Here is a 23,287-nt window from a genome sequence, read left to right as displayed (position 1 = left end):
TATTTCGATACTTTCTCCTTACTTGACAGGAGCAAGCATATTCCTACTCTTCAATTATTATATTAAAGCTTTACTTACAGTTTTTATCTCTCTAACAGTAATATCGATTGTTATAATAAAAAGTATTAATAATAAAAGTATATCTTCACTTATAAGAAATATAGAGTAATAGCTACTATTAAATTTAGTGTTTTAATGTCATTATTCAAGGCTATTATGATAAAAGTAAAACTAACTTGTAATAAAAGACGTTTTTTTATGTATAGTTTAAGGGGGGGATTAATCTCAAATAGGCGGTTTAAGTTAAAACTTGCATAAAGGAGGTTATTATGGATAAAGATGAAAAAAATAAACTGGAACAGCGAAAAGGAATAGAGGAGCAGGGAGAGGATAAGTGGAAGAAACGGGCTGATAGAATGGGTGAGATAGGTGAAAAGCTGCAAAATGCTGGAGATAAAATGAATAATTGTGGATGTTTGATGACTGTTGTAATAACGATACCTGTAATACTATTTTTATTTCTAGGTCCTTTAGGGTTACTGATAGCATTACTAATAATTGTAGCTTACATAGCAGGAAATAAAAAGATATGATGATCAAATACCCCCCTTGTGGTAGATAGACAAGATGATAAAGCTGTCTACACAAGGGGGTATTTTTATGATTGTTTTTAGACTATATTAAAAGAAATACTAAAAAAGTGTTTTTACTTAATCCTAGTAAATCATATTATATTTGGTGGTAATCTATGATAGTTCCTTATTTTATTAAAGTATACCTTTCAATAAAATAAGGAACTATCATAGGTATAATGTCATTTAATATGGGCTAATATATTTGATGAGTAGATTTTTTGCCATTTTTTTTTAACTGTTGTTAAAAAAATTAAATCTACTAGCCTAAGTGGTTAGCTTGTAACAGATAGCGCCAATAATATTTAAATTTTAATTTATCGCATGAAAAGGATAGTTAGGGTCTATACTGGTTTCTAAAGGGAAGAAAGGGGATGAACAATTGAAGCTGGAAAATATTATAAAACACCTTGAAGTAATAGATATAAAAGGAAATATTAAATTCGACGTTAAAGGCATAGAATGCAACTCAAATATAGTTAATGATGATTATATTTTTGTGGCTATAGAAGGTTTTCGTGTTGATGGACATCAGTATATTAATGATGCTATTTCAAAGGGTGCAAAGGCTATTGTAGTCAGTAGAGATTTAAAGGTTTCAGAAGATATAACTGTTATTAAAGTAAAAAATACAAGAGTAGCATTAAGTAATTTGTCAGCTGCCTTTTATGGACAACCATCTAAAAATTTAGAATTGATAGGTGTAACGGGGACCAATGGAAAAACTACGACTATTTATTTTGTGAAATCGGTGCTAGAAGCCTCCAAAAGAAACACTTCACTAATAGGAACTGTAGAAACAATTATAAATGGAAAGTCCTTCAGAGCTTCCCATACCACCCCTGAGTCTTTAACCCTTCAAGGGATGTTTAAGTCTATGCTTCAAGAAAAAGTTGATTCGTGTGTCATGGAAGTATCCTCCCATTCCTTACAATTATCAAGGGTGAACGATTGTGACTTTAACATAGGAATATTTACAAATTTAACCCATGAGCATTTAGATTTTCATGGAAATATGAAAAATTATTACAACACAAAGAAGCAGTTGTTTTATAAAACCAATGATTTTAATATTGTTAATATAGATGATTATTATGGGTACAGATTAGCTAAAGAAATAAAGAACCGTGGAGCAAGGTTATTAACCTATGGAATTAATAGTGATGCTGATATAAATGCTAAGAATGTTATTCTTTTTAAAGATTATAGTAAATGTAGTATTCATACTCCCACAGAAAAAATAAGTATAAAAACTAGGCTCCCTGGCACTTATAATATTTATAACAGCCTAGCTGCAATAGCCTGTGGTTATTCTTTAGGTATAAAATTGCAGTGCATTAAAGAAGGTATAGAAGCTGTCACCAACATACCTGGAAGATTTCAAGTAATCCCTACAAATAAAGACCTAAATATTATTATTGACTATGCTCATACTCCTGATGGTTTTGAAAATGTATTGGGTACTGTAAGTAAATATGCAAAAGGTAGAATAATAATAATATTTGGATGTGTTGGAGAAAGGGATTATACCAAAAGAAGTAAAATGGGTAAAATAGCAGAGCGGTATTGTGATTTATGTGTTCTTACTACGGATAACTGCCGTTCAGAAGACCCCAAAGATATTTTATATGATATAAAAAAGGGTTTTACGGAGGGGAATAAGCCTTATATTGAGATACTTGATAGAGAGGAGGCTATTAGGTATGCAATTATAAATAGTCGGGAAGATGATACTATCATAATTACTGGAAAAGGACATGAAAAGCGTCAAATTTTTGGAAAAAGAACGATATATTTTAATGAAAGAGAAATAGTAGAACAAGCATTAAAGGAATTAGAATTTGAAGATAGTAAAAAACTAGCTCACATATAAAGCAAAGATACTTGCTAACTTAAAAAAAATAAAAATTCAGACGTGCACTTTTCGACGTGCCTTATTGTGAAGAAAAAATAGCTTAAAGAATTAGAAGGGATTAAAACCACCTAAGATTAAAAATCCTAGGTGGTTTTAATTATTTTAAACTCAATATTTGCTCTAAAGTTACTTAATCAGTTGATAAGTAGATAGAACTGTTCATAGTTTCATGGTACTTTTTATAAATTATAACACCGCTTTATATAAATATAAAATAAAGGAATAAAAGAGGTGATGTTGAATACCTACTATAATCAAAGAGAGAATCAAGTGAGAGTAGTAAAAGGAGGAGAAAAGATGATTAAGGAAAGTGAAAAAAATTATGAATGCTCAGCAAACGGAGCGTGAGCTTAGGAGCTTACCAAAAGAACTTGTAAATGGTAAACTAAAATGGAGAGATTTTGGCAAATAGAAACGGAGAATTTTTTCCAGTTATCTACTAAAAAAATACCCCTTCTGATAAAATTAAAGAGTTAATTTATCAGAGGAGGTATGAGAATTGAAGAGGTGGGATATGTTTGCCAAAATTAAAGAAAATAGGTCTAGGGGATTAAATAAATCCCAAGTTGCAAGGCTACTAGAGATTGACTACAAGACCGTATCAAAGTACTGGGATATGGAGTTTGATGAGTTTTCAGAGCTCCATAATACAGCTCAATCACGGAGAAAGAAGGTGGATAAATACAAAAAGCAAATTTTAGAATGGATTAAAGAATACCGAGATATGTCAGCCGCTCAGATTTATGATTGGCTTTTAGAAAAACATGGTGAGCTAGATTTTAAGGAAAGAACTCTAAGGCTCTATGTAAACAAGCTTAGAAAAGAATATGACTTGCCCAAAGTGACATCAGTTAGGCAGTATGAAGAAATAGAAAATCTTCCTATGGGGTATCAAGCTCAAGTTGATCTAGGAGAGATATGGCTTAAGACACATGATAATAAAAGAGTAAAAGCATATTGTTTTGGAATGGTTTTATCCCATTCAAGATACAAGTTCGTATGGTGGTCGGACAAGCCATTTACAACATCAAGTTTCATCAAAGCCCACAACAAAGCTTTTGAGTACTTTGGCGGCAGACCCAAAGAGATAGTTTATGATCAAGATAAAGTACTAGTAGTTTCTGAAAACAATGGAGATATATTATATACCGAAGGATTTCAAAATTATCTTAACTCTCTTAAGTTTAAAGTGTACCTTTGCAGAAAGGCTGATCCTGAAAGCAAAGGCAAAGTAGAAGCTGTAGTAAAGTATGCCAAGAATAACTTCGCTAAACATAGAAAATTTGTAGATATTGAATCCTTTAATGATGATAATCTAAAATGGCTAGAAAGAACCGGCAATAAAAAAGTCCATGAAACAACAAAGAAGGTACCGGCAGAAGTGTTTGCTCTGGAAAAGGAACACTTAATGCCAATACCTACCCTCTTTGCTGAATCAACTGATACTAAAATTTTAACCTATCTAGTAAGAAAAAACAATACAGTATTTTACAAACAAAACAGATATCAAGTACCCATAGGGACTTATTCACCAGGTAAAGAAGTTAATTTATCAGTTAAAAAAGATTGTATCGAAATAATTGATAAAGATACTAATGAGTTGATTATCACACATAAAATTGCTAAAGGAAAAGGTCAGCTAGTAACAATAGACCACCCAGATAGGCAAAAATCAAGAAAGTACAGTTGCGACGAAATGCGTGAGAAAGTTTTAAAAAGTTTAGGAGAAACTGATAAGGCAATAACGTTTGTTGATATCATTAGGGCTGAAAAATCTAGATACTTTAAAGATCAATCTAACCTAATAATTAAAACAGTGACATCTGAAAACCCGTCACTTGTACAAAAAGCTATTGATTACTGCGTTGAAAGAAAACTCTACAGCGCTGGCATGCTTAAGGATACAATCCAATACTTTAAGGAGGAAGAAAAACGACAACTTAATAAAAAGTACTTTAAGGCAGACATTTCTACCCCTTCAAAGTATCAGGATTTAAAGCCTGAAATAAGAAGTATTGAAGAGTATACTAATTCTTTGAAAGGGGACAGTCACAGTGGAGAAATTGGAGCTAATCAAAGAAAATGCTAAAAAATTAAAGCTTGACTACTTAAATACAAACGCTTCTCAAGTCGTTCAAGATGCAGATGGAAAAAGCATTTCATATCAGCAATTTTTGTTAAACATACTTCAGGAAGAAATGAAACTAAAAGAAGAAAAAGCACAGGCAAGAAGGCTAAAAAACGCTGGTTTTCCTACACTTAAAATTATAGAAGATTTTGATTTAGATTTTCAAAAGTCCATAACTCAAAGACAAGTTAACAGTTTATCGGAATTGGAATGGATAGACCGTATGTATAATTTAATTTTTTTGGGCCCTCCTGGGGTCGGTAAAACTCACTTAGCAATAGCACTAGGCTACAGGGCTGTTGAGATGGGGTACAAGGTTAGCTTTGTTACTATGAACGACCTTATGCACTGTTTAAAAACCCAAGAGATATCAAGAAAAAGTAAAGGCAAAATAAATAAGGTTTTGTCCTCTAGCTTACTAATCATCGATGAACTAGGTTACTTGCCGATATCTAGGGAAGAGTCTAACCTGTTTTTCCAACTCATAACGGCACTTCATGAACAAGCATCACTTATTATTACCTCAAATAAAGGTCTAGAAGACTGGACTGAACTATTGGGTGACCCAGCTTTAACTACAGCTGTTTTAGATAGAATCACTCATAGATGTGAGTTATTTAATATGTCAGGTAAAAGTTATAGATTAGCACACAGAGAATCATTTTTTGAAGAAAATTCTAGGTTTTAACTGGAAAAAGGATAGGGAAAATTAATTGCCAAAATTTCTCCAATTCTACTTGCCAGTTACAGAACTTTTGATAATTGGGTTAAGCTTAATTTGTGAAACATCGACGGAACATTTAATTTGGGCTAGTTTTAAGCATTTGTTGTTATGGGAAAAAATTCAAGAAGAAAAGTTTAGTTGGGAGTAATTATATGTTCTTTTATATTTTGATATTGTATTTTTTGTTGATAGCTAGTCATGAACTAGGGCATTTTTTAACTGGTTGGTATTTAGGGATTCCTCCAAATAGGATGTCAGTTCAACTTTTTAAATATCCCCCACAAGTACTACTTAAAGATAATTCTGGTGGTAAAGTTTCCGTCGATAACTTTGAAAAGTATTTTAAAATTATGGAAAAATATATATCAACAGAAAAAGCTTTTTGGTTTTATATTATAGGTGGAAATATATTTGAATTTATGACAGTTTTAGTTTTGAGTATTTTTGCGTTATCTATCGAGGCATTCCCTTTATTTCCAGTTCGCATATCTATTTTTTTAATGTTTCTTACGTCACTAGCTTACTTAGCTATAGATGTAGTATTTACATTATATGTTAAAAGACCCTATGGGGATTTTAGTGGAGCATGGATGATTAAACCATTTTTAACTTCAGTATTTTATGTTGTTTATTTTGGAAGTTATATTTTGATATATTTACTTTTAAAATAAAATTAATCACCAATTTTTTAAAGTATAGAGAACTTAGCTAATCTAGTAAAAAGATTTTAAGGTTTTAGGCTTGTAAATAAGGTAGGTAAAAGGTTTAACTTAATGTCTTTGAGGAGGGTATTGAATGTTTTTAATTGACAGAGAAAAAAATGAAGCAATATCCTTAAGTAAAAAAACATTTCAAGAACTAAATTTTAAAGAAAGAAGGCATTTACAGGAGTGGATTTGTAAAAACACAGACATACTTGGAGAAAAACTGCTTGTTATTCAAAAAGAATTTAGTGGTTTTGATGATACAAAGGAACGGTTAGATCTCTTAGCAATTGATGAAAATGGGAATTTAGTAATTATAGAAAATAAGCTGGATGATAGTGGCAGAGATGTTGTATGGCAATCTTTAAAATATGCATCTTATTGTTCAGGGCTTACAAAAAGAAATATTAAAGATATATATCAAAGATATCTTGATGAGCAGGGTGAACAAAAATATGCAGAGAAATTGCTATGTGATTTTTTTGGAGTTGAGGACTTCAATGAGGTAGAACTCAATAACGATGCTCAAAGAATTATTATGATTGCTGCTAATTTTAGAAAAGAAGTGACTTCCACGGCTATGTGGCTTTTAGATCATAATATAAAGATAAAATGTATTAAGGTTACACCTTATGAGCTAGATGGCCAGATTCTTCTTGATACCGAACAGATTATTCCGATTGTAGATGCTGAAGAATATTTAATAAAGATAGCAAACAAAAAGCAAGAGGAGTTAATTAACAAGGAGAGGAAGCAAACTAGACATACTATCAGGATTGATTTTTGGACACGTATGTTGCAAAAGATGAATGATAAATCGGATCTATTTAAAAATATAAGCCCATCAAAAGACAACTGGTTAAGTTGTGGGAGTGGATACAGTGGACTTGTTTATATGTTCGTTGTTACTGGTAATTACGCAAGAATTGAACTTTGGATTAACAGGGGATTGCAAGATGAGAACAAAATTCTTTTTGACAGTATCTATGCCCATAAAGATAAAATAGAACTATCATTCGGTGACCAACTTGATTGGCAAAGGTTAGACGAAAAAAAAGGCAGTAGAGTAGCATATTGGCTTAAAGATGTTAGCGTTTTTAATGAGGAAGACTGGGATAGAATGATTTATTTTTTGACAACGAACATGATTAAATTTGAAAAAACAATGAAAAGCATACTTCGTGATATAATGAAGAAATAATAAAAAAATTTTATTGACTTTAATAAGCTTTTATCAAATATTTGTGCTCAAGTTTGTGACCCATATCATATGGGAGTATACAGACAAAATTTTGCTGATAACAAATTCTATAGTATGTAATTGTATTATTAAGGATAGCCTTTTTACTTTGCATGGGGTTTTGCCCGCTCAGTTAGTTATAAGTGCTATCCTTTATTATATGTTCTTACTTCACGTACCTGTCAGTTAATAGTTTCTACTAAAGCCAATTACTAGATAATAAAATCTTGTTTTTTTAAAGTTGTGTACTAACACCATGGTTACTTACTGTAAATTTTACTTCAACAGCAGAGAACTCAAGCATTGTAAGGCAACTTTCTGTAAATCGCGTGTTTTAACTAAGCAAAAGACAAAATTTATAATTAAACTTTCATTTATATAAAAAGTTTTAGCAAGGTTGATAAAGTCTTTCGAACCACCTGAATTAGGGACTTTGACCTAATGTAAACATGGGAAATGTATGCTAAGATAAATACATAAAAAAGGGGTAAATTTTTAATATAAGTTTTTTATCGTTGAACCCATGGGGAATCAAAGGATTGTAACTAAGGACAACTGTAGCAACGAGGTTTAATTTCTATTATCGGTATGCAGGGTATCCTAATATAGTCACATTAAAATTTATATTTATATTATGCATTCTAAATACACCCCTTAAAGTTGAAAGGGGTGTATTAAAATTGCCCAAGAACATAAAAAAATTCGTGGTACTTTTACAACCAATGAGGAGGAAAATAATGAAAAAAGTTAATTCGCTAAATTTTAGATTAGTAGTTATTCCATTATTAGTAGTAATTTTGGGTGTAACAGCTATAGCAGGCATGTCATTTTATCTAGTTAGAGACCAGATTTTTGCCGATATGGAAAGAGAAGGGTATAGTAGGGCAGAAGATTATATACAGCGGATAGAAGATTCTATTATAAGTATTGAAACTATAGAAAGCTTATTAGAAGAAGAGATTTTAAATACTGCTACTGTAGTAAATAGAGAGTTAGATACTTTGGACAACACTAGACTAGAAGAAATTGCAGAAGATTTAGGGGTTTATGCCATAAATGTGTTTGATACAAATGGAGAGGTAGTGTTTTCAAATCTTGAGACAAACAGAGAAGGAACTCAAGCGCCCCCAGAACATGTTATCTTTGAAATGATGAACGACAATATTCCACAATATATAGAAGAAGTAAGAGCAAGCCAAGGTGAGGATAGTGATAACGCTGAACATTTTAAATTTGGGTACTTATTAAATGATAACAATGGGGTTATTCAAGTTGGCATAGAGGCTGATGTTATTAATGATTTAACTGAAAGCTCCAGTCACCAATCAATAGTTGAAGGATTAGCTTTAGATGAGGAAATTGAGTATGTGTATTTTGCAGATTTGGATATGCAAGTAACAGCTCATAGTGATAAAGAGCGAGTGGGAGTAGACATAGAGAGCGACGATGGGATAAAAAAAGCAATATTAGAGCAAGAGAGGACCGCTGAGCAAATTTTATATACAGAAGATGAAATTCCAGTATATGATGTTATTGTACCAGTTGTAATAGATGATGAAGCTATAGGGGCATTAAATATAGGATTTTCAATGGATAGGATTAATAATACTGTAGGCAGTTTTTTAATGTTGATAATGATAATAGCTGTTCTAGTAATTATTATATTGGGAGCAACTTTAATATATTTTTCTAACAACTCTGTAAAAAAATTGAAAAAGGTAAAAAACTATGTAAAACAACTTGGAAAAGGAGACCTGAAAACAGAAATAGATGCATCTTTATTGAAGGATAAAAGTGAGCTTGGCGAGATTGCTGAAGAATTAAATCGTACACAGCATAGCATAAAAAAAATAATTTCGGATATCATTGAGAGTTCTAGGTCTCTAGCGGAGTCTTCAAAAGTTTTAGATGGTACAAGTGAAAACTTTTCACATTCTTCTGAAGAAGTAACTAAATCAGTGGAGCAAATTGCTCATAGTGCATCGGAGCAAGCAGAGGAAACTCAAAAAGGGGCATCAAACATCCAAAATTTAGGTAGAATTATGGAGCAGAATAAAGAAAATATGGAGGTATTAAATGAGTCAGCTAGAAGAATTTCTGAGGTGAAAGATGATGGTATAACAACAGTAACTGCATTAGTAGAGAATGCTCAGGGTAGTGAAAAAGCAACCCAAAATGTAAGTCAACTTATAAATAAAACTAATGATAGTGCTATTACTATAACAGAAGCTATACAAAAAATTGGAGATATAGCGGGGCAAACAAACTTATTAGCTTTAAATGCAAGTATAGAAGCAGCTCGTGCGGGAGAAGCTGGAAAAGGATTTGCAGTAGTAGCTGATGAAATTAGGAAGCTGGCGGAACAATCTACCTCATTTAGTGAAGAAATTACAAATGTAATAAGTACACTTAGCGAGGAATCCCAGATGGGGGTAAGTACTGTAAAAGAATTAGAAAGAACTATGACAACTCAACTGGAAAGTGTTGAGCAAACTAATGCTAAGTTTGAAAGTATTGCAAGTGCTCTAAATGAGATGGAAGAGATAATTACTGATGTTAATGCTTCTAGCGAGGAAATAGATCAAAAAAGAAAGGCAATAGCTGATATCATTGAAAACTTATCAGCTATTTCGGAAGAGAATGCAGCTAGCTCTGAGGAAGTTTCTGCTAGCATGCAATCACAAGCAAGTTCAATTGAAGAGATTTCACAATCAAGCGAAAATCTTTCTGAGCTAGCTGCAAAAATGAAAGAAAAAGTGGAACAGTTTATAATTTAATTATATCCATTTTAAAAAAAGAGCTAATCTCTCTAAAATGAGGTTAGCTCTTTAATATCGTTAATTTAATAAACACTTTGCAACGAGTCGGGAAATCTTATACCTTAACTTGAGAATAAGGGAAACTTGTTATATTATAATATCAAGTTATGTAAAATTAATAGAAAAGTATATTTATTCGAGAAGCAGAAGGGATTTTTAATAATATATAGTAAGATTTAGGTGATTGCAAAAAGGAACAGATTTTCACCCCCTCCTATACGCTCTGTTATTAGATGGGGGATAATATTTATAAAAACGTTATTATAGTCGGAACTGTAGAATTTTGTAATTGCCTACAATAAGGCCAAGTGGAGGGAATGGTGTGAAACTAATAGATATTTTGCGAGTAAAAGGATTTAAGACTACAGGTGTAAAAATTATTCGGCATACTACTGATAGAAAAGAAATAAAAAAATTAGTAGAAGCAGATGCTTTTGAACTATATCAATCTTATCAAAAAACCAATGTTTTTAAGGACACTGAATATATCATTGCTTTTCGTGCTTTAGAGAGCACGAAGGCACTTTTACAAGGTGTTTATAAGGTACATCAAGTGCAACAAATTGCTAAGCTTCCAGAGGTGCTTGAGCCAATCATTAGTAGCGAAAACTGGGGGCCAGGACCTTATTATCACTATGAACTTGTGAAAAACAACAAATTATGTGATTTAGAAGAGAGACTAGTTATCGATTGGGGCAAATCTACAGTATCATGGTGCCAGAAAAAGCTTGATAAAGACGTGGTAGAAATTTTACCAGAGGGATTTGCAAAAGCGTTTTTAGGATATGAAAATGTTATTTTGACATTCAATGAACTAGAAAAAATTATTAACTACCCAGATGTAAATAAGCAGTGGAAAATGATGCTATCAAACGTTTATGGAGTATATTTAATACTGGATAAAACCAATGGACAGCAGTATGTTGGTTCAGCTTATGGCAAAGACGGTATTTGGGGTAGATGGAGCAATTATGTACAAACAAAGCATGGTGGAAATAAAATTCTTATTGATTTGTTGGATGTGGATTCATTAAGGTATAAAAATTTTCAAATTAGTATATTGACTGTACTCCCCAATACTTCACTACGTAGGCAAGTAGTACAACTTGAACAGATAATTAAGGCAAAACTAGGTACTAGAGTGTTTGGTTTGAATTCTAATTGATAAAAGAGTTTATTAAAGCATTTCAAGTTATTTTATATATTATATGCTGTAGTAAATGCTTAGCGGTGATACTTAGATTAGAAGCTAGAACAAAATTCCGGAGGTAGGGGGAGACGGTGTGTTTATAATAAGGGGAATAATTATATGGTTTATTTTATCAACTGTTATTAACGCTTACTTAATGACTTTACCCAAGCCATTCTATAAAAAAAGAGAGTATCCTGTAAGCTATCAAATAAAACGAAAGAATAAAATTGACATACAAAACAAGTATGAGTGTGCAGCGTTTTCAACAGCATATGTATTGCGTCATTTTGGCATAGATGCTGATGGCTTTGGTATTTATAAGAATTTCCCGTCTAAGACGGAGTTAGGGCTTGTGTACCCTAAAGGAATACGAACTTATTTGAAACAATGCGGATTTAAAACAAGTTATTATAAAGGCAATGTCGATTCATTAAAGTATCACGTTAGTAAAGGTAATCCTGTTATAGTTTTTATTAAGACCTCTAAAAATGAAAACACCTTACATTTTGTGCCGATAACAGGATATGATAAAAATTATTTCTACATAGCAGAATCCTTAAGGGAACTTATAAATTGTAGTGCTGGGAAAAATAGCTATAATCGCAAGGTTTCAATCGATGAATTTAAAAAAATATGGGATATAAAGAGTTTGCACATACCGCTTTATAGCAATACTTATATAGTAGTAGAGTAGACAACTTGAGATAAACAGCAATAAAAATTCTCTAGAAAAACTACAGCTAATAAATAAAAGTTGGCGGAGCTAGTGCTTAAATTGTTGAAATTTAGGTTTTATTGTTTAGGGAAAAAATTACTCCCAACGTTATTTTATTGACAATAAATAACTTTAGTGATAGACTATGGTTGGTTAAAAACTGAATATAAGGACTATTGGTGCAAATTTTATTTATATTTGCTTAAAAGGGAAGTTCGGTGAAATACCGACACGGTCCCGCCACTGTGATGGATAGAATCTTATGAACACCACTGTATCATAGATATGGGAAGGTTATAAGAATCGTTATTTCCTAAGTCAGGAGACCTGCCAATAGTAACAATGCTGTTAATTACTCACGAGGATGAGGAGGTGTTATTTACGTGTAGGATATTCTTTATTCTACCTACTAATAATGCCCTTTCTTTTTAGGAAGGTTTTTTTATTTATGGAGATGTGATAACTCAGCAAATGGCTGGGTTTATTTTTTGGGAGTTAAAGGTAACTTTCAGTTTGCTTTTCTTTACATTTACTAATCAAATGCTATTAATTTAGGAAGATTTGGCAGGTATTAGTACGTAGCACTTTAGCTTCAACGTATTTTGATAACTAACAATCAGCGGGGGAAGGTAACCCCATTGATATGTGGAGGTGTGGATTATGAGGAGTGATCTAAAGCGCTTTGCATTGATAAACTTAGGTGTATTGGTCATGGCGATAGGACTATATTATTTTCTTATACCAGCAGATTTAGCGGTAGGTGGTGTAACAGGATTAGCAATGGTAATTAACAATGCTTTTCCAGTTATTCCAATAGGTGTTGTTATGATAGTTTCCAATTTAATATTATTTACTCTAGCCTTTATCATAATTGGGAGAGACTTTGGTGGCTATACCATTTATGCAAGCTTTTTGTTGTCTATAATGATTTATTTATTTGAAGTTATTACGCCTATGGAAAAAGCTTTGGTAGAGGATCTAATGGTCAATCTGATATATGGAATTCTTATACAAGGAGTAGGTATGGCAATAATTTTTTATCAGAATGCATCAACTGGGGGAACGGATATTGTAGCAAAAATAATTAATAAGTATTTTCATCTTGAAATAGGCAAAGCATTACTATTGTCTGATTTCATTATTGTGTTTTTAGCTGGAATTTCCTTTGGGGCAACTTTAGGCATGTATGCTATGTTAGGAGTAATCCTTAATGCTTTTGTCATTGATAATGTTATACAGGGAATAAATAAAAAAATGAATATTTATATCATAAGTAATAAAAGTTTACAAATTAACGATTTTATTATCAATACGTTAGATCGAGGTTGTACTGTTTATTATGCTGACGGTGGTTTCTCCAAAGGTAAAAAAGAGATTATCAATACAGTTGTAAACAAAAAAGAGTATGTTAAAATAAAGAAGTTTGTAAACAATGTTGACCCAAAAGCATTTATAACAGTAGGTGTTGTTCATGAAGTTACTGGTGAAGGATTTAGTCGTACAATATAAAATAAAGATAGTACTTTTAAACTACTTGACAATACTAAGTAGTATTGATATCATAAAACCACCCTACTAAGTGATACTAAGTAGGGTGGTTTTATCGCAGGAGGGCAACCCCATCAACAGTTTAGGGGATATAAAAATGCTCTAGTGGATTGGCCTAACAATCAGCAGAGTTATTGAATTAAGCTTATTTAGTTAGGTGTCTGGTTTTGGCGTGGTTATATAAGGAAGGAAGTGAAAATAGGATTGTGAATGAGAGGCAATTGTTAAAGGGTATATTAGAAGGTTGTGTTTTAGCAATAATAGCGAGGGGAGAGACTTATGGATATGACATCATAATTAAATTAGAAGAGTACTCCTTTGCTGATATCCAGGATGGAACACTATATCCAATACTTACAAGGCTGGAGAAGAAGGGTTTAATCGATTGCAGAATAGGGAAGTCTCCACTAGGTCCTAAAAGAAAATATTATTCAATAAACGCTGAGGGAGAACAATATTTAACACAGTTTATAGATGTGTATAAATCAATTACAAAACGAGCTGATTCAATTTTGTTGCAGGTTTAATTTTTGTGTAAATTGATCTATATATGCTCACAGTTACTAATAAGTCCGGTTAATTTGACTAACAATTAGCTGGAGGGAACTCCTGATGGAAGGTTCATTTTATTTGGAAGATTGGAGGAAATGCAAATGGAAAAGATTTATGAATTTAAGAAACAACTTAGAGGTGAATACCTAGAGTCTTTTGAGAATGCAGAACTATATTATAAATTAAATAATATTGCTGAGTCTGTAACGGAAGGTTGTTTAAATGAAATTGGGGATTTACTAATAAATGCTCAGAAGACAGAAAGACCTGTAGAGAAGGTTTTAGGTAAAAATCTTGAAAGGTTTTGCAAAAATTTAAGAAATGCCTATGCACCATACTGGCATATAGAGAAAATAGTAAATGCTATTTTTCTATGTGTTTCGTTTACCCTTGGGGTGGGATTATATAACTATATTTCAAGTATGCTCTTTACCCGTGATTTGGCAGACAATCTTGGTCCTACTTTATTAACATTTTTTATTTCAAAATTAGTGGTTAATTCGATTCTATATATAGTAAGAACAGTTCATTTTAGTAAGCATAAGCTTCATAGTAAAACTGTTATACTTATTTCTAAATCCTATTATTTTCTTTTCATTCTTTTTGCTTTTATTATTGAAGATTTAATAACCGTAACCTTTTTTCAGCTAACACTTAGCCAGGTGTTAATTTTATCTGTTGTTATAATGACGGTTTATGTTGCTATGCATGTAAAAATCATTACTCCTTTTAATAAAAGTTTTTTTACAGAAATTAGTGAAGAAGTTGAAGATGGTTTATTAGAGGAATGCCGTAAAGAGTATAGCAAAATTAATGAAAAGAAAGTGAAAAAGGGAAAAGAGCCGCTTACACAATTACAAATGGTAGAGAAAATTAAAAAAGAAATAAAAATAATATCTAATCCTTTATTATTTAGCCTGTTCTTTGGAATGTTTCTTTTCTCCACCTGGCTATTATTAACTTATAAAGTACAATTAATTTCTATAATTGCAATAACCGTTTCATCAAGTATACTTTTACTTTATATCACCATATTTGCAGTTAAAAAAGATTTATATAAGTTTGTAAAGTTGCTAGAAAACAAAGAAATAAAGTTGTAATATTTGGGTACTTTTTTATTATTTGCTTAAGAAATATAAGTTAACTTGCTCTAAAAGGAGAGGAATTAATGAGAGTATTTTATAATGGGAAATTTATTTCTTGCGAGGAAGAAAATAGTATATTTAGTGTTTTGATTGAAGAAAATGGTTATATCGTCTACACAGGTAACGATATACCCTCAGAATATAATAACTTTGAGCATATTAATATGTATGGTAAATGTGTTACACCTTGCTTTGGAGATACACATTTGCATTTTACATCGGCATGTTTACTGTCACTTGATGTGAGAGATTGCAGTTCTATACCTGAAGTGATAGATCTGATGAAGAATTTTGCAAATAACAATAAAAAAGATAAAGTTGTTGGGGCATTTGGCATTTCAAAACATATAATGAAAGAAAAAAGACTACCACATAAAAATGAATTGGATATAATTAGTGAACGACCAGTTTTATTGGTTAAGTATGATGGACATGCTGGAGTTCTAAACTCCAAATTTATAGAAATTCTACCTCAAGAATTAAAAAAACATGGGGAACTTAATGAAAGTACAGGTGAATGTTCCGGTGAAGCGTTCCAAAAGCTATGTCAGTTTGCTGCAAAAATAAAGCTTATAGAACCTTCTATGATTTTAAAAAAAATCCCATCGCTGATGGATCAATTAGCCCAATTAGGAATTAACCTTATCATGCCAGTAGAAGGATTAGAAGGTGATGATAGTGGTTATGATCTTATGGTGGCTTTAGACCGCCAAACTCCAATACGGGTATTGCCTTTTTTGCAAACTATGGATATTGAAAAAGCCATTAAAAAGAAATGTAAACGGGTAGGGGGATGTTTTGTTAATCAATTGGATGGTTGTTTTGGCGCCAAAGATGCAGCTTTAAAACAACCCTATAACGATGAAAAAAATAACTATGGCTGGCTGGTATATAGTCAAGAAGAAATAGAAAACTTTGTTAAAAAAGCACACGAAAATGAAATACAGTTAGCCCTACATGCTATTGGTGATGCAGCAGTTGAGCAGGCTGTAAACGCGTTTGAAAAAGTATTGAAGGATGATCTTTCTAAAGATCATCGGCATGCAATTATTCATGGTGATTTATTTCCAAAAGAATATATACAAAAAGCTGGCCGGCTTAAATTGTATTGTGCAGTTCAAACCCCTTTTTTAACTTGGCCTGAAGAGCCGCTGGAATATTTGCTAGAAGTCATTGGGGATAGGGCTTATCAAAAACATCCTCTGCCTCTTATGCTGGAATCAGGGATTACCGTAGCTAATGGTTCTGACCACCCAAGTTCAAGGGTTAATCCCTTGATGGGGCTGTACTCCTGTTGTAACCATCCCAATGAAAAGTATAGAGTTGATATTTTAACAGCTTTAAAAATGCATACACTTCATACCGCAGAGTTGGCACATATGGAAGATACAATGGGTTCTCTCACTGTGGGAAAAGTGGCTGACTTTGTTGTCTTTGATAGGGATATTACTATAACTCACTGTGAAGATTTATTAGACGTTAACATAGATTCCGTTTATTATGGAGGAGAACTTTATAGAAAAAACAGCTTTAAGATTAGTAACATCAAACTAATCTTACACGTTTTAAAAAGTAAATTTCTATCTTGGTGATGAATAATGTTATAAATGGAAAAAGGAATTCGCATAACACGAATTCCTTTTTTATATATAAATAAGAATGCAACGATTGTTGATGTTTTATTTTTTTGTCATAACTTGTTCAAGCTGTTTTGTCACCGCTGTTAATTCTGAAAAATTTGTTGCTAGAGTATCCATTCGTTCATTTTGATGCTCAGCAGAAGCCAGCACTTGTTGTACCGCTGCATTTGATTGTTCCGTTACGTTGGCAATGGAAACAGACTCATTTACGATAACACTTGTATCTTTTTGTAGAGATTGGAGCATGTCTGTCAGTTGACTTGATTGATTTTCTACTTCTTTTGCTTGTTGTAAAATGCCAGAGAATACTTCATTTGCCCTTTCAGTAGATTGGAAACCTTCATTTACTTCAACTTGACTTTCCGCTACATAGGACGAAACCTGATTGGTTTTTTCTACCATAGATGTAATCATTTGTTCTACCTTGTCTGCTGAATTGCTGGTCATTTCAGCTAGATTCCTTACTTCATTGGCAACTACGGCAAATCCTTTTCCATGTTCTCCCGCTCTCGCAGCTTCAATGGAAGCATTTAAAGCAAGTAAATTTGTTTGATTAGAAATTTCGCCGATTTGTAGAAGAATGCTGCCGATATCTTTGCTTTGTTCTTGCAAGCCTTTCATTAAATCGTCAACATGCTCTATTGTTTTGCTTACTTGTTTGATTTTAATATTTAAGTGATTAATCTCTTCATTTCCTTCACTTGTTAAACCTGTGGTTTGCTTTGCTAAGTTGATAACTTGTTTTGAATTTTGGTTTGATGTCATAACTTTAGAATCAATTTCTTGAATTGAAGAGCTGATATCATTAACGCTGTTTGTCTGGGATGAAATTCCACTAGATACTTCTTGAAATGTTTTGGTGAGCTCGTTTGAAATTTCTTGAGACTCTGATACATTTCGATCTAGTGAGTTTCCAACATTTGTTAAAGTGTTTATTGAGTTTTTAATTTCATCGACGACTTTTTGTAAGTTTTCTTGGACTGATAGGGCGGCTCTTTCTTTTTCTTCTGTTTCTTGTTGTAGCTTTTCTCCCATTCTAGTTTGAAATGCTAAAATAGTAATAATAAGGGCAAATAGTATATTTAAAAATATAAATCCAGTGGAGCCCATACCACTGAAGACCTCAACTCTATAGTTAGTAAATAAGAAAAAACATAATCCCATTCCTAAGATTCCGCTAAAAATAATTGATTTATAATTATGATATAAAGATGTGATAGAAACAGTAAAGAAAATAAGAAGAATGGAATTTACATTTGGGGCTGTTATGGCAAAAAAATAAACTAAAACTGCCATGCCAACGGCTGAAATGTATTGAATATACATAGTTGCCCATTTTTTTAGTACTAGTACCGTTGTAATAATAGAAATACCCCCGCCGACGGCAGAAAGGATTAAAGCTTCTTGATAACTATCTGATAAGATAGAGGCTAAGACCCCTAACCCTACTGAAAACCAAAGTAACCTAACTACTAGTACATTTTTTTTATGAAGTAAATACTCTTTATCCATTAAGTTCACCGCCTATTGTGATTGAATTTTTATACTTATATTTTCCTATACTAACTATTTATTGTCAATTTATTTTTTTAGAGTAATTTTGATTTGAAAGGACCATATATGTTGTTATTACAGCACTAAGTAGCTATGGTTATGTTTTGTTGTAATATGCTTTGGGACTAAATACACTCCGTTAGATGAATATTTTAGTGATTGAAATATTAACATTTTAAACTTATTTTATATGGAAAAAGCCAAAAAAACACTTTTAAGTGTAAATACAAGAATCTAATTTTTAGTTAAAATGACTATGTTAAATAAAAATCATAATAAAGGGAGGTTTTTTCAATGAAAAATTTCAAAAAGAATATATGCTTTATCCTCATCTTTATGTTGGCTCTAACAACATTTGTAGGGTGTGATTCATCATCAGGTGAACTGGAAGATGGGCTTTATACGGGAACTGCACAAGGTCACAATGCAGAAATTGAAGTTGAGGTAACGATTGACGAAGGGGATATTGCAGGAATTGAAATAGTAAGTCATGAGGAAACACCGGTTTTATCGGATCCTGTATTCAATGATTTAAAAGATATGATGGTAGAGCATAATAGTATAAACATTGATATGGTTTCAGGAGCTACCATAACTTCAATGGGTCTACGTAATGCAGTAAAGGCAGCTATGGAAGAAGCAGGTGCTACAGAAGAGTATTTTGACCAAGGCAAGAACTTAAGCTTAGACTATGGTGCTGCTGATGAAGAAAAAGAATACGACGTTGTTGTTGTAGGTGCTGGTGGAGCAGGTATGATTGCGGCGATTGAGGCTAAATCTCAAGGAGCAGAAGTAGCTATTATTGAAAAAAATCCATTTGTTGGTGGAAACACTTTAGTTTCTGGTGGAGAGTTTAATGCACCAAATAGCTGGGTTCAAGAAATAATGGATGTTGAAGATAGTGTAGAACAGTATATCGAAGATACTTTGAGCGGTGGTGATTATAAAGCCGATGAAGACTTGGTCCGTATTATGGCGGAAAATATTACAGAAGATGGAGAATGGTTAAGGGATTTTGTTGAGGTTGAGTTTATTGAAGATTATCTTATGCATTTTGGAGGACACTCTGTACCAAGAGCTATATATCCGATTGGTGGATCAGGGATTGAGTTAATTCAAAAATTAGAAAGAAAAATCTATGAAATGGAAATACCACTTTATTTGGAAATGGAAGCAAGTGAAATCATGGTAGATGAAAATGAAAGAGTTGTTGGAATTAAAGCGCAAAACCCCGAAGGAGAGAGCGTTCATTACTATGGAGTAAATGGAGTAGTGCTGACGACAGGAGGGTTTGGTGCAAACTTAGAGATGGTGCAAGAGCATAATGATACTATCGATGAGCGGTATATGTCTACAAACCAAAAAGGAGCAACTGGTGACGGGATTATTATGGCTAAGGACATTGGCGCTGATGTAAGGGACATGGAATATGTACAAACGTATCCAACTTGCAATCCTCGTACAGGCCATTTATCTTATGTTGCAGACACTAGGTTTGATGGAGCTATTTTAGTTAATAAAGAGGGAGAACGATTTGTGGAAGAACTGGACAGAAGGGATGTAATTTCTGAGGCTATTTTAGCGCAAACAGAGTCTTATGGATATCTAATGTGGGATGAAACTATTAGACAAAATAGCAATATGGATAGCTATCTAACAGAATTTGAAAGTTTAGAAAACCAGGACTTAATTGTAAAAGCTGATACTATAGAAGAAGCTGCAGAATTCTTTGGTATTGAAGTGGAAACTTTAAAAAAGACCATTGAGAAATATAACGGATTTGCAGAGCAGGGCCAAGATGAAGACTTCCAACGTAGAGGGAGTTTAGTTGCTTTGGAAGAAGGTCCGTATTATATTCAAAAAGTTGTGCCAGCGATACACCATACCATGGGAGGATTAAAAATTAACGGAGATACTCAAGTTATCTCAACAGATGGTGAATGGATAGAAGGGCTATATGCAGCAGGGGAGTTAACTGGAGGAATTCACGGGAAAAATAGATTAGGAGGAAATGCTATTTCTGATCTGATAGTTTTTGGCAGAATTGCCGGAAGAAATGCCGCCCAATAAAAAAATAATGGTATAATGTAGTCAGCACCTGCTTTTTAGGAAGTGGGTGTTGACTTTTTTAGCAAAGTTTGTGATAAAATGAACAATTAAAAAGAGTGCAAAAAAGGTAGTGATGATGTGCTGTGGAAAAAATCTTTTAGAGGAAAAATACTACTTTACTTTGGAGTTGTAACGACGCTGTTATTTGCTATAGGTATTTTTCTGATACAATCTCAGATTGCTAATACTAACATTCCTTTAACTAAGGACCTTAATCAACAACTGGTTACAGTAAAGGCTGAAGAGTTGGGGGGATGGATTAGCAAAAGAGTTGCTGAACTGAGAATTTTGACGGAAACGGCAGAACTTTCATCGATGAATAAAAACCAATATCAACCCTTTATGCGAAGAATGGATAAGTTGCATAAAAGTGATTATGAATCCTTTGCAATCGTTGACTTAGAAGGTTGTGCTTGGGTTACAAATGATACTTACATCGACATTTCTGAGCGACCTTATTTCCAAGAAATTCAACAAACAAAAAAAAACTATGCTGTTAGTGACCCTATTCTTTCTCATTCAAATCAGGCACCGATTATCGTTATTATTCATAAAATTTTTTCTGAAGAAGGGGATTTAGTAGGATACATTAACGGCGCTATATATCTAGAAAATTTTTCAACAATTGCGGAGGATATTAGAATCTATGATGGAAAAGCTTGGTTAGTTGATTCAAAATCTAATTTATTTACAACGGAAGGTAATCCCCATGAGGAGTGGTTGAATTTACTTAATTTAAAGAGCTTAGACAATTCTGAAGTGGATTTTTTAAAGGAGGATATTGCAAAAGAAAATAAGGGGGTAAGAGAAATTAAAACTCCCGACGGTCGGAAAAGAATGGTCGTTTATGCACCAATCCCTCAAACAAATGGCTGGGCGTTAGGCATTGATTACTCAAAATCCCTAATGACAGAGGATACGGATAAACTAATTTACACTGTGTTCTTATTAGGTGCTGCTATTCTTTTGATGTTGTTTTTTACTTCGTTAATACTTTCTAAGACAATTACTGTACCTATTATTGGATTACAACGTAAAATGGAGGTTGTGGAAACAGGGAACTTAAATTTATCCTACAGTAGTAATAGAGAAGATGAAATAGGACAACTAGAAAGAAGTTTTCATCGAATGATTAAAAAAATTAAGCGATTAAACTACTTATTTGAAAAAGAGCAAAAAGAAAAAAGGGAAGCAGAGCTTAAGATTCTTCATGCTCAAGTTCAACCACACTTTCTCTATAATACTATTGATAGTATTCGTTGGTCGGTTTTGGAAAAAGAAACGCAACAATCGGTGGAACTTTTAGAAGCTCTGAGCACTTTTTATCGAATAGGACTGAGTCAAGGGGAAGAAAGGATTACTTTAGAAAAAGAATTGGACCATATCGAATCTTATCTTCAACTATTAAAGGCTAGATATGAAGAAGAACTAGACTACACAATTTGCTATGATGAAACTTTATTACAAAAGTCTGTGTTAAAATTAATTTTGCAGCCTATTGTAGAGAACTCTCTTATCCACGGGTTTAGAAAGAAAAGTAAAAATCCTTTTTTTATTAATATCAAAGCAGAGAAAAGTGAAAAAGATTTGATTATAATAGTTGAAGACTCAGGAGATGCCATATCTACAGATAAACTAAGGGAAATTCAAGAGTGTCTTAAAAGGGAGTCGAAGCCGGGTGAAGGGGTAGGTTTTGGACTTTATAGTACGAATAAAAGAATACAATTAGCTTTTGGCGTAACTTATGGTTTAAGTTTTGAACGTATAGAAGGAAAAACAGCAGTAGCTATTAAGCATCCAATTTTGCAGGAGAGTTGGGAGGCGGAAAAATAATGTGGAAAATAGCGATTGTCGATGATGAGCCTAAAATCCGGCGAGGTTTTAAAAGTTGGATTATAGAGCATAGCAAATGCTTTGAATGGGTTTTTGATGCAAAAAATGGAGAGGAATGTTTGGTAAATATTCAAAGTATGCATGTGGATCTATACTTATTGGACATACACATGGAGGGACTAAATGGACTTGAACTAGGGAAAATAATAAAAAAAAAGAATCCTAATTCTCTTATAGTTTATATTACAGGTTATGATTATTTTGAATATGCCCATGAGGCTATCAAGGTTCAAGCGTTTGACTATTTATTAAAGCCAGTCCCTCAAAGTGATTTTTTGAAATTGTTGCAAAAAGCCAATAGTACGTTAAGCGATATTTATCCTGACCGGACAGTAAAAGCAGTAAAAAGAGAAGAACAAAGATGTGGTGGATGTTCACAAATTGTGATGCAAGGTAAGGAATATATTAAAGATCATTATGGTGACCCCGACCTATCATTAGAAAAAGCAGCTAAGTTGCTGAATGTCCATAAAGATTATTTATCAAAACTAATGAAGGAGGAACTTGGATATTCCTTTATTGAATATTTAACTCAAGTAAGGGTTAATACTGCAAAGGAATTGTTAGAACAAGATCAAAGTAATGTGAGAATGTATGACATTGCAAGAAAGATAGGATATAAAAGCCAACATTACTTTAGCCGAACTTTTAAAAAGAACGTTGGTTCGACACCTTTGCAATACCGTAAAGAAAAAAGTGATTTAAAAAATTGGGAGATTTATTAATCAAAAAGCACAAGTATAAAGTACTTTTATATGTAAAAGGGTTTTGGACAAA

The 23,287-nt window shown here is 32.7% G+C and carries 17 protein-coding genes and 1 riboswitch; of the genes, 16 read left to right on the top strand and 1 reads right to left on the bottom strand.

From position 1 onward, the window contains the following. The first annotated feature begins 329 nt into the window (after positions 1 to 329). The 13 genes from PRVXT_RS12300 to PRVXT_RS12240 all read left to right on the top strand — a co-directional run bounded on the left by PRVXT_RS12300 (position 330) and on the right by PRVXT_RS12240 (position 16,906). Complete coding sequence (locus PRVXT_RS12300; protein ID WP_350343163.1) at positions 330 to 593, top strand: hypothetical protein; 264 nt, start codon at positions 330 to 332, stop codon at positions 591 to 593. 421 nt (positions 594 to 1,014) lie between these two features. After that, on the top strand, positions 1,015 to 2,505 hold the full coding sequence (locus tag PRVXT_RS12295; protein WP_350343162.1) for a UDP-N-acetylmuramoyl-L-alanyl-D-glutamate--2,6-diaminopimelate ligase: 1,491 nt from the start codon (positions 1,015 to 1,017) through the stop codon (positions 2,503 to 2,505). A gap of 541 nt (positions 2,506 to 3,046) precedes the next feature. After that, positions 3,047 to 4,636, top strand: a complete 1,590-nt coding sequence (gene istA / locus PRVXT_RS12290; RefSeq protein ID WP_350342320.1) for an IS21 family transposase — start codon at positions 3,047 to 3,049, stop codon at positions 4,634 to 4,636. Beyond that, entirely contained in the window at positions 4,602 to 5,363 is a 762-nt protein-coding gene (gene istB / locus PRVXT_RS12285; protein WP_350342319.1) for an IS21-like element helper ATPase IstB, read from the top strand. The genes istA and istB overlap by 35 nt, the downstream gene beginning before the upstream one ends. A 188-nt stretch (positions 5,364 to 5,551) precedes the next feature. Beyond that, on the top strand, positions 5,552 to 6,070 hold the full coding sequence (locus tag PRVXT_RS12280; protein ID WP_350343161.1) for a hypothetical protein: 519 nt from the start codon (positions 5,552 to 5,554) through the stop codon (positions 6,068 to 6,070). Positions 6,071 to 6,194: 124 nt separating this feature from the next. Continuing rightward, the gene (locus tag PRVXT_RS12275; RefSeq protein WP_350343160.1) at positions 6,195 to 7,304 is read left to right on the top strand and encodes a DUF4268 domain-containing protein; all 1,110 of its coding nucleotides are present in this window, start codon (positions 6,195 to 6,197) and stop codon (positions 7,302 to 7,304) included. Positions 7,305 to 8,080: 776 nt separating this feature from the next. Then, positions 8,081 to 10,120 (top strand): methyl-accepting chemotaxis protein, encoded by a 2,040-nt coding sequence (locus PRVXT_RS12270; RefSeq protein ID WP_350343159.1) that lies wholly within the window; start codon positions 8,081 to 8,083, stop codon positions 10,118 to 10,120. 364 nt (positions 10,121 to 10,484) lie between these two features. Beyond that, positions 10,485 to 11,327, top strand: a complete 843-nt coding sequence (locus tag PRVXT_RS12265) for a GIY-YIG nuclease family protein (protein ID WP_350343158.1) — start codon at positions 10,485 to 10,487, stop codon at positions 11,325 to 11,327. 118 nt (positions 11,328 to 11,445) lie between these two features. After that, positions 11,446 to 12,048, top strand: coding sequence for a C39 family peptidase (locus PRVXT_RS12260; protein WP_350343157.1), 603 nt, complete (start codon positions 11,446 to 11,448; stop codon positions 12,046 to 12,048). A gap of 181 nt (positions 12,049 to 12,229) precedes the next feature. Then, positions 12,230 to 12,418, top strand: a riboswitch (cobalamin riboswitch). Between the two features lie 311 nt (positions 12,419 to 12,729). Further along, complete coding sequence (locus tag PRVXT_RS12255; protein ID WP_350343156.1) at positions 12,730 to 13,578, top strand: YitT family protein; 849 nt, start codon at positions 12,730 to 12,732, stop codon at positions 13,576 to 13,578. A 206-nt stretch (positions 13,579 to 13,784) separates the two neighbouring features. Beyond that, on the top strand, positions 13,785 to 14,144 hold the full coding sequence (locus PRVXT_RS12250; RefSeq protein WP_350343155.1) for a PadR family transcriptional regulator: 360 nt from the start codon (positions 13,785 to 13,787) through the stop codon (positions 14,142 to 14,144). Positions 14,145 to 14,270: 126 nt separating this feature from the next. Then, entirely contained in the window at positions 14,271 to 15,269 is a 999-nt protein-coding gene (locus PRVXT_RS12245) for a hypothetical protein (protein ID WP_350343154.1), read from the top strand. Between the two features lie 68 nt (positions 15,270 to 15,337). Then, a complete protein-coding gene (locus PRVXT_RS12240) occupies positions 15,338 to 16,906 on the top strand; it encodes an amidohydrolase (RefSeq protein WP_350343153.1) in 1,569 nt (522 codons plus the stop codon). A gap of 87 nt (positions 16,907 to 16,993) precedes the next feature. Here PRVXT_RS12240 and PRVXT_RS12235 read toward each other — a convergent pair whose 3' ends face one another. Further along, positions 16,994 to 18,466, bottom strand: coding sequence for a methyl-accepting chemotaxis protein (locus PRVXT_RS12235; RefSeq protein ID WP_350343152.1), 1,473 nt, complete (start codon positions 18,464 to 18,466; stop codon positions 16,994 to 16,996). 336 nt (positions 18,467 to 18,802) lie between these two features. Here PRVXT_RS12235 and PRVXT_RS12230 point away from each other — a divergent pair, with 336 nt between their 5' ends. The 3 genes from PRVXT_RS12230 to PRVXT_RS12220 all read left to right on the top strand — a co-directional run bounded on the left by PRVXT_RS12230 (position 18,803) and on the right by PRVXT_RS12220 (position 23,235). Then, positions 18,803 to 20,578 (top strand): flavocytochrome c, encoded by a 1,776-nt coding sequence (locus tag PRVXT_RS12230; protein WP_350343151.1) that lies wholly within the window; start codon positions 18,803 to 18,805, stop codon positions 20,576 to 20,578. A gap of 117 nt (positions 20,579 to 20,695) precedes the next feature. Then, positions 20,696 to 22,450 carry a histidine kinase gene (locus PRVXT_RS12225; RefSeq protein ID WP_350343150.1) on the top strand — a complete coding sequence of 585 codons (1,755 nt, stop codon included), beginning with the start codon at positions 20,696 to 20,698 and terminating at the stop codon, positions 22,448 to 22,450. Next, a complete protein-coding gene (locus PRVXT_RS12220) occupies positions 22,450 to 23,235 on the top strand; it encodes a response regulator transcription factor (RefSeq protein ID WP_350343149.1) in 786 nt (261 codons plus the stop codon). The genes PRVXT_RS12225 and PRVXT_RS12220 overlap by 1 nt, the downstream gene beginning before the upstream one ends. Positions 23,236 to 23,287: the final 52 nt, after the last annotated feature.

The organism is Proteinivorax tanatarense, from assembly GCF_040267685.1.
Lineage (GTDB): Bacteria > Bacillota > Proteinivoracia > Proteinivoracales > Proteinivoracaceae > Proteinivorax > Proteinivorax tanatarense.
This window is presented reverse-complemented; position numbering and strand designations above follow the sequence as displayed.

Excerpts from the sequence above, each read along its gene's own strand:
- PRVXT_RS12300 (WP_350343163.1), top strand. The coding sequence starts at position 330 with ATGGATAAAGATGAAAAAAATAAACTGGAACAGCGAAAAGGAATAGAG.
- PRVXT_RS12280 (WP_350343161.1), top strand. The coding sequence starts at position 5,552 with ATGTTCTTTTATATTTTGATATTGTATTTTTTGTTGATAGCTAGTCAT.
- PRVXT_RS12275 (WP_350343160.1), top strand. The coding sequence starts at position 6,195 with ATGTTTTTAATTGACAGAGAAAAAAATGAAGCAATATCCTTAAGTAAA.
- PRVXT_RS12270 (WP_350343159.1), top strand. The coding sequence starts at position 8,081 with ATGAAAAAAGTTAATTCGCTAAATTTTAGATTAGTAGTTATTCCATTA.
- PRVXT_RS12255 (WP_350343156.1), top strand. The coding sequence starts at position 12,730 with ATGAGGAGTGATCTAAAGCGCTTTGCATTGATAAACTTAGGTGTATTG.
- PRVXT_RS12245 (WP_350343154.1), top strand. The coding sequence starts at position 14,271 with ATGGAAAAGATTTATGAATTTAAGAAACAACTTAGAGGTGAATACCTA.
- PRVXT_RS12240 (WP_350343153.1), top strand. The coding sequence starts at position 15,338 with ATGAGAGTATTTTATAATGGGAAATTTATTTCTTGCGAGGAAGAAAAT.
- PRVXT_RS12235 (WP_350343152.1), bottom strand. The coding sequence starts at position 18,466 with ATGGATAAAGAGTATTTACTTCATAAAAAAAATGTACTAGTAGTTAGG.
- PRVXT_RS12230 (WP_350343151.1), top strand. The coding sequence starts at position 18,803 with ATGAAAAATTTCAAAAAGAATATATGCTTTATCCTCATCTTTATGTTG.
- PRVXT_RS12220 (WP_350343149.1), top strand. The coding sequence starts at position 22,450 with ATGTGGAAAATAGCGATTGTCGATGATGAGCCTAAAATCCGGCGAGGT.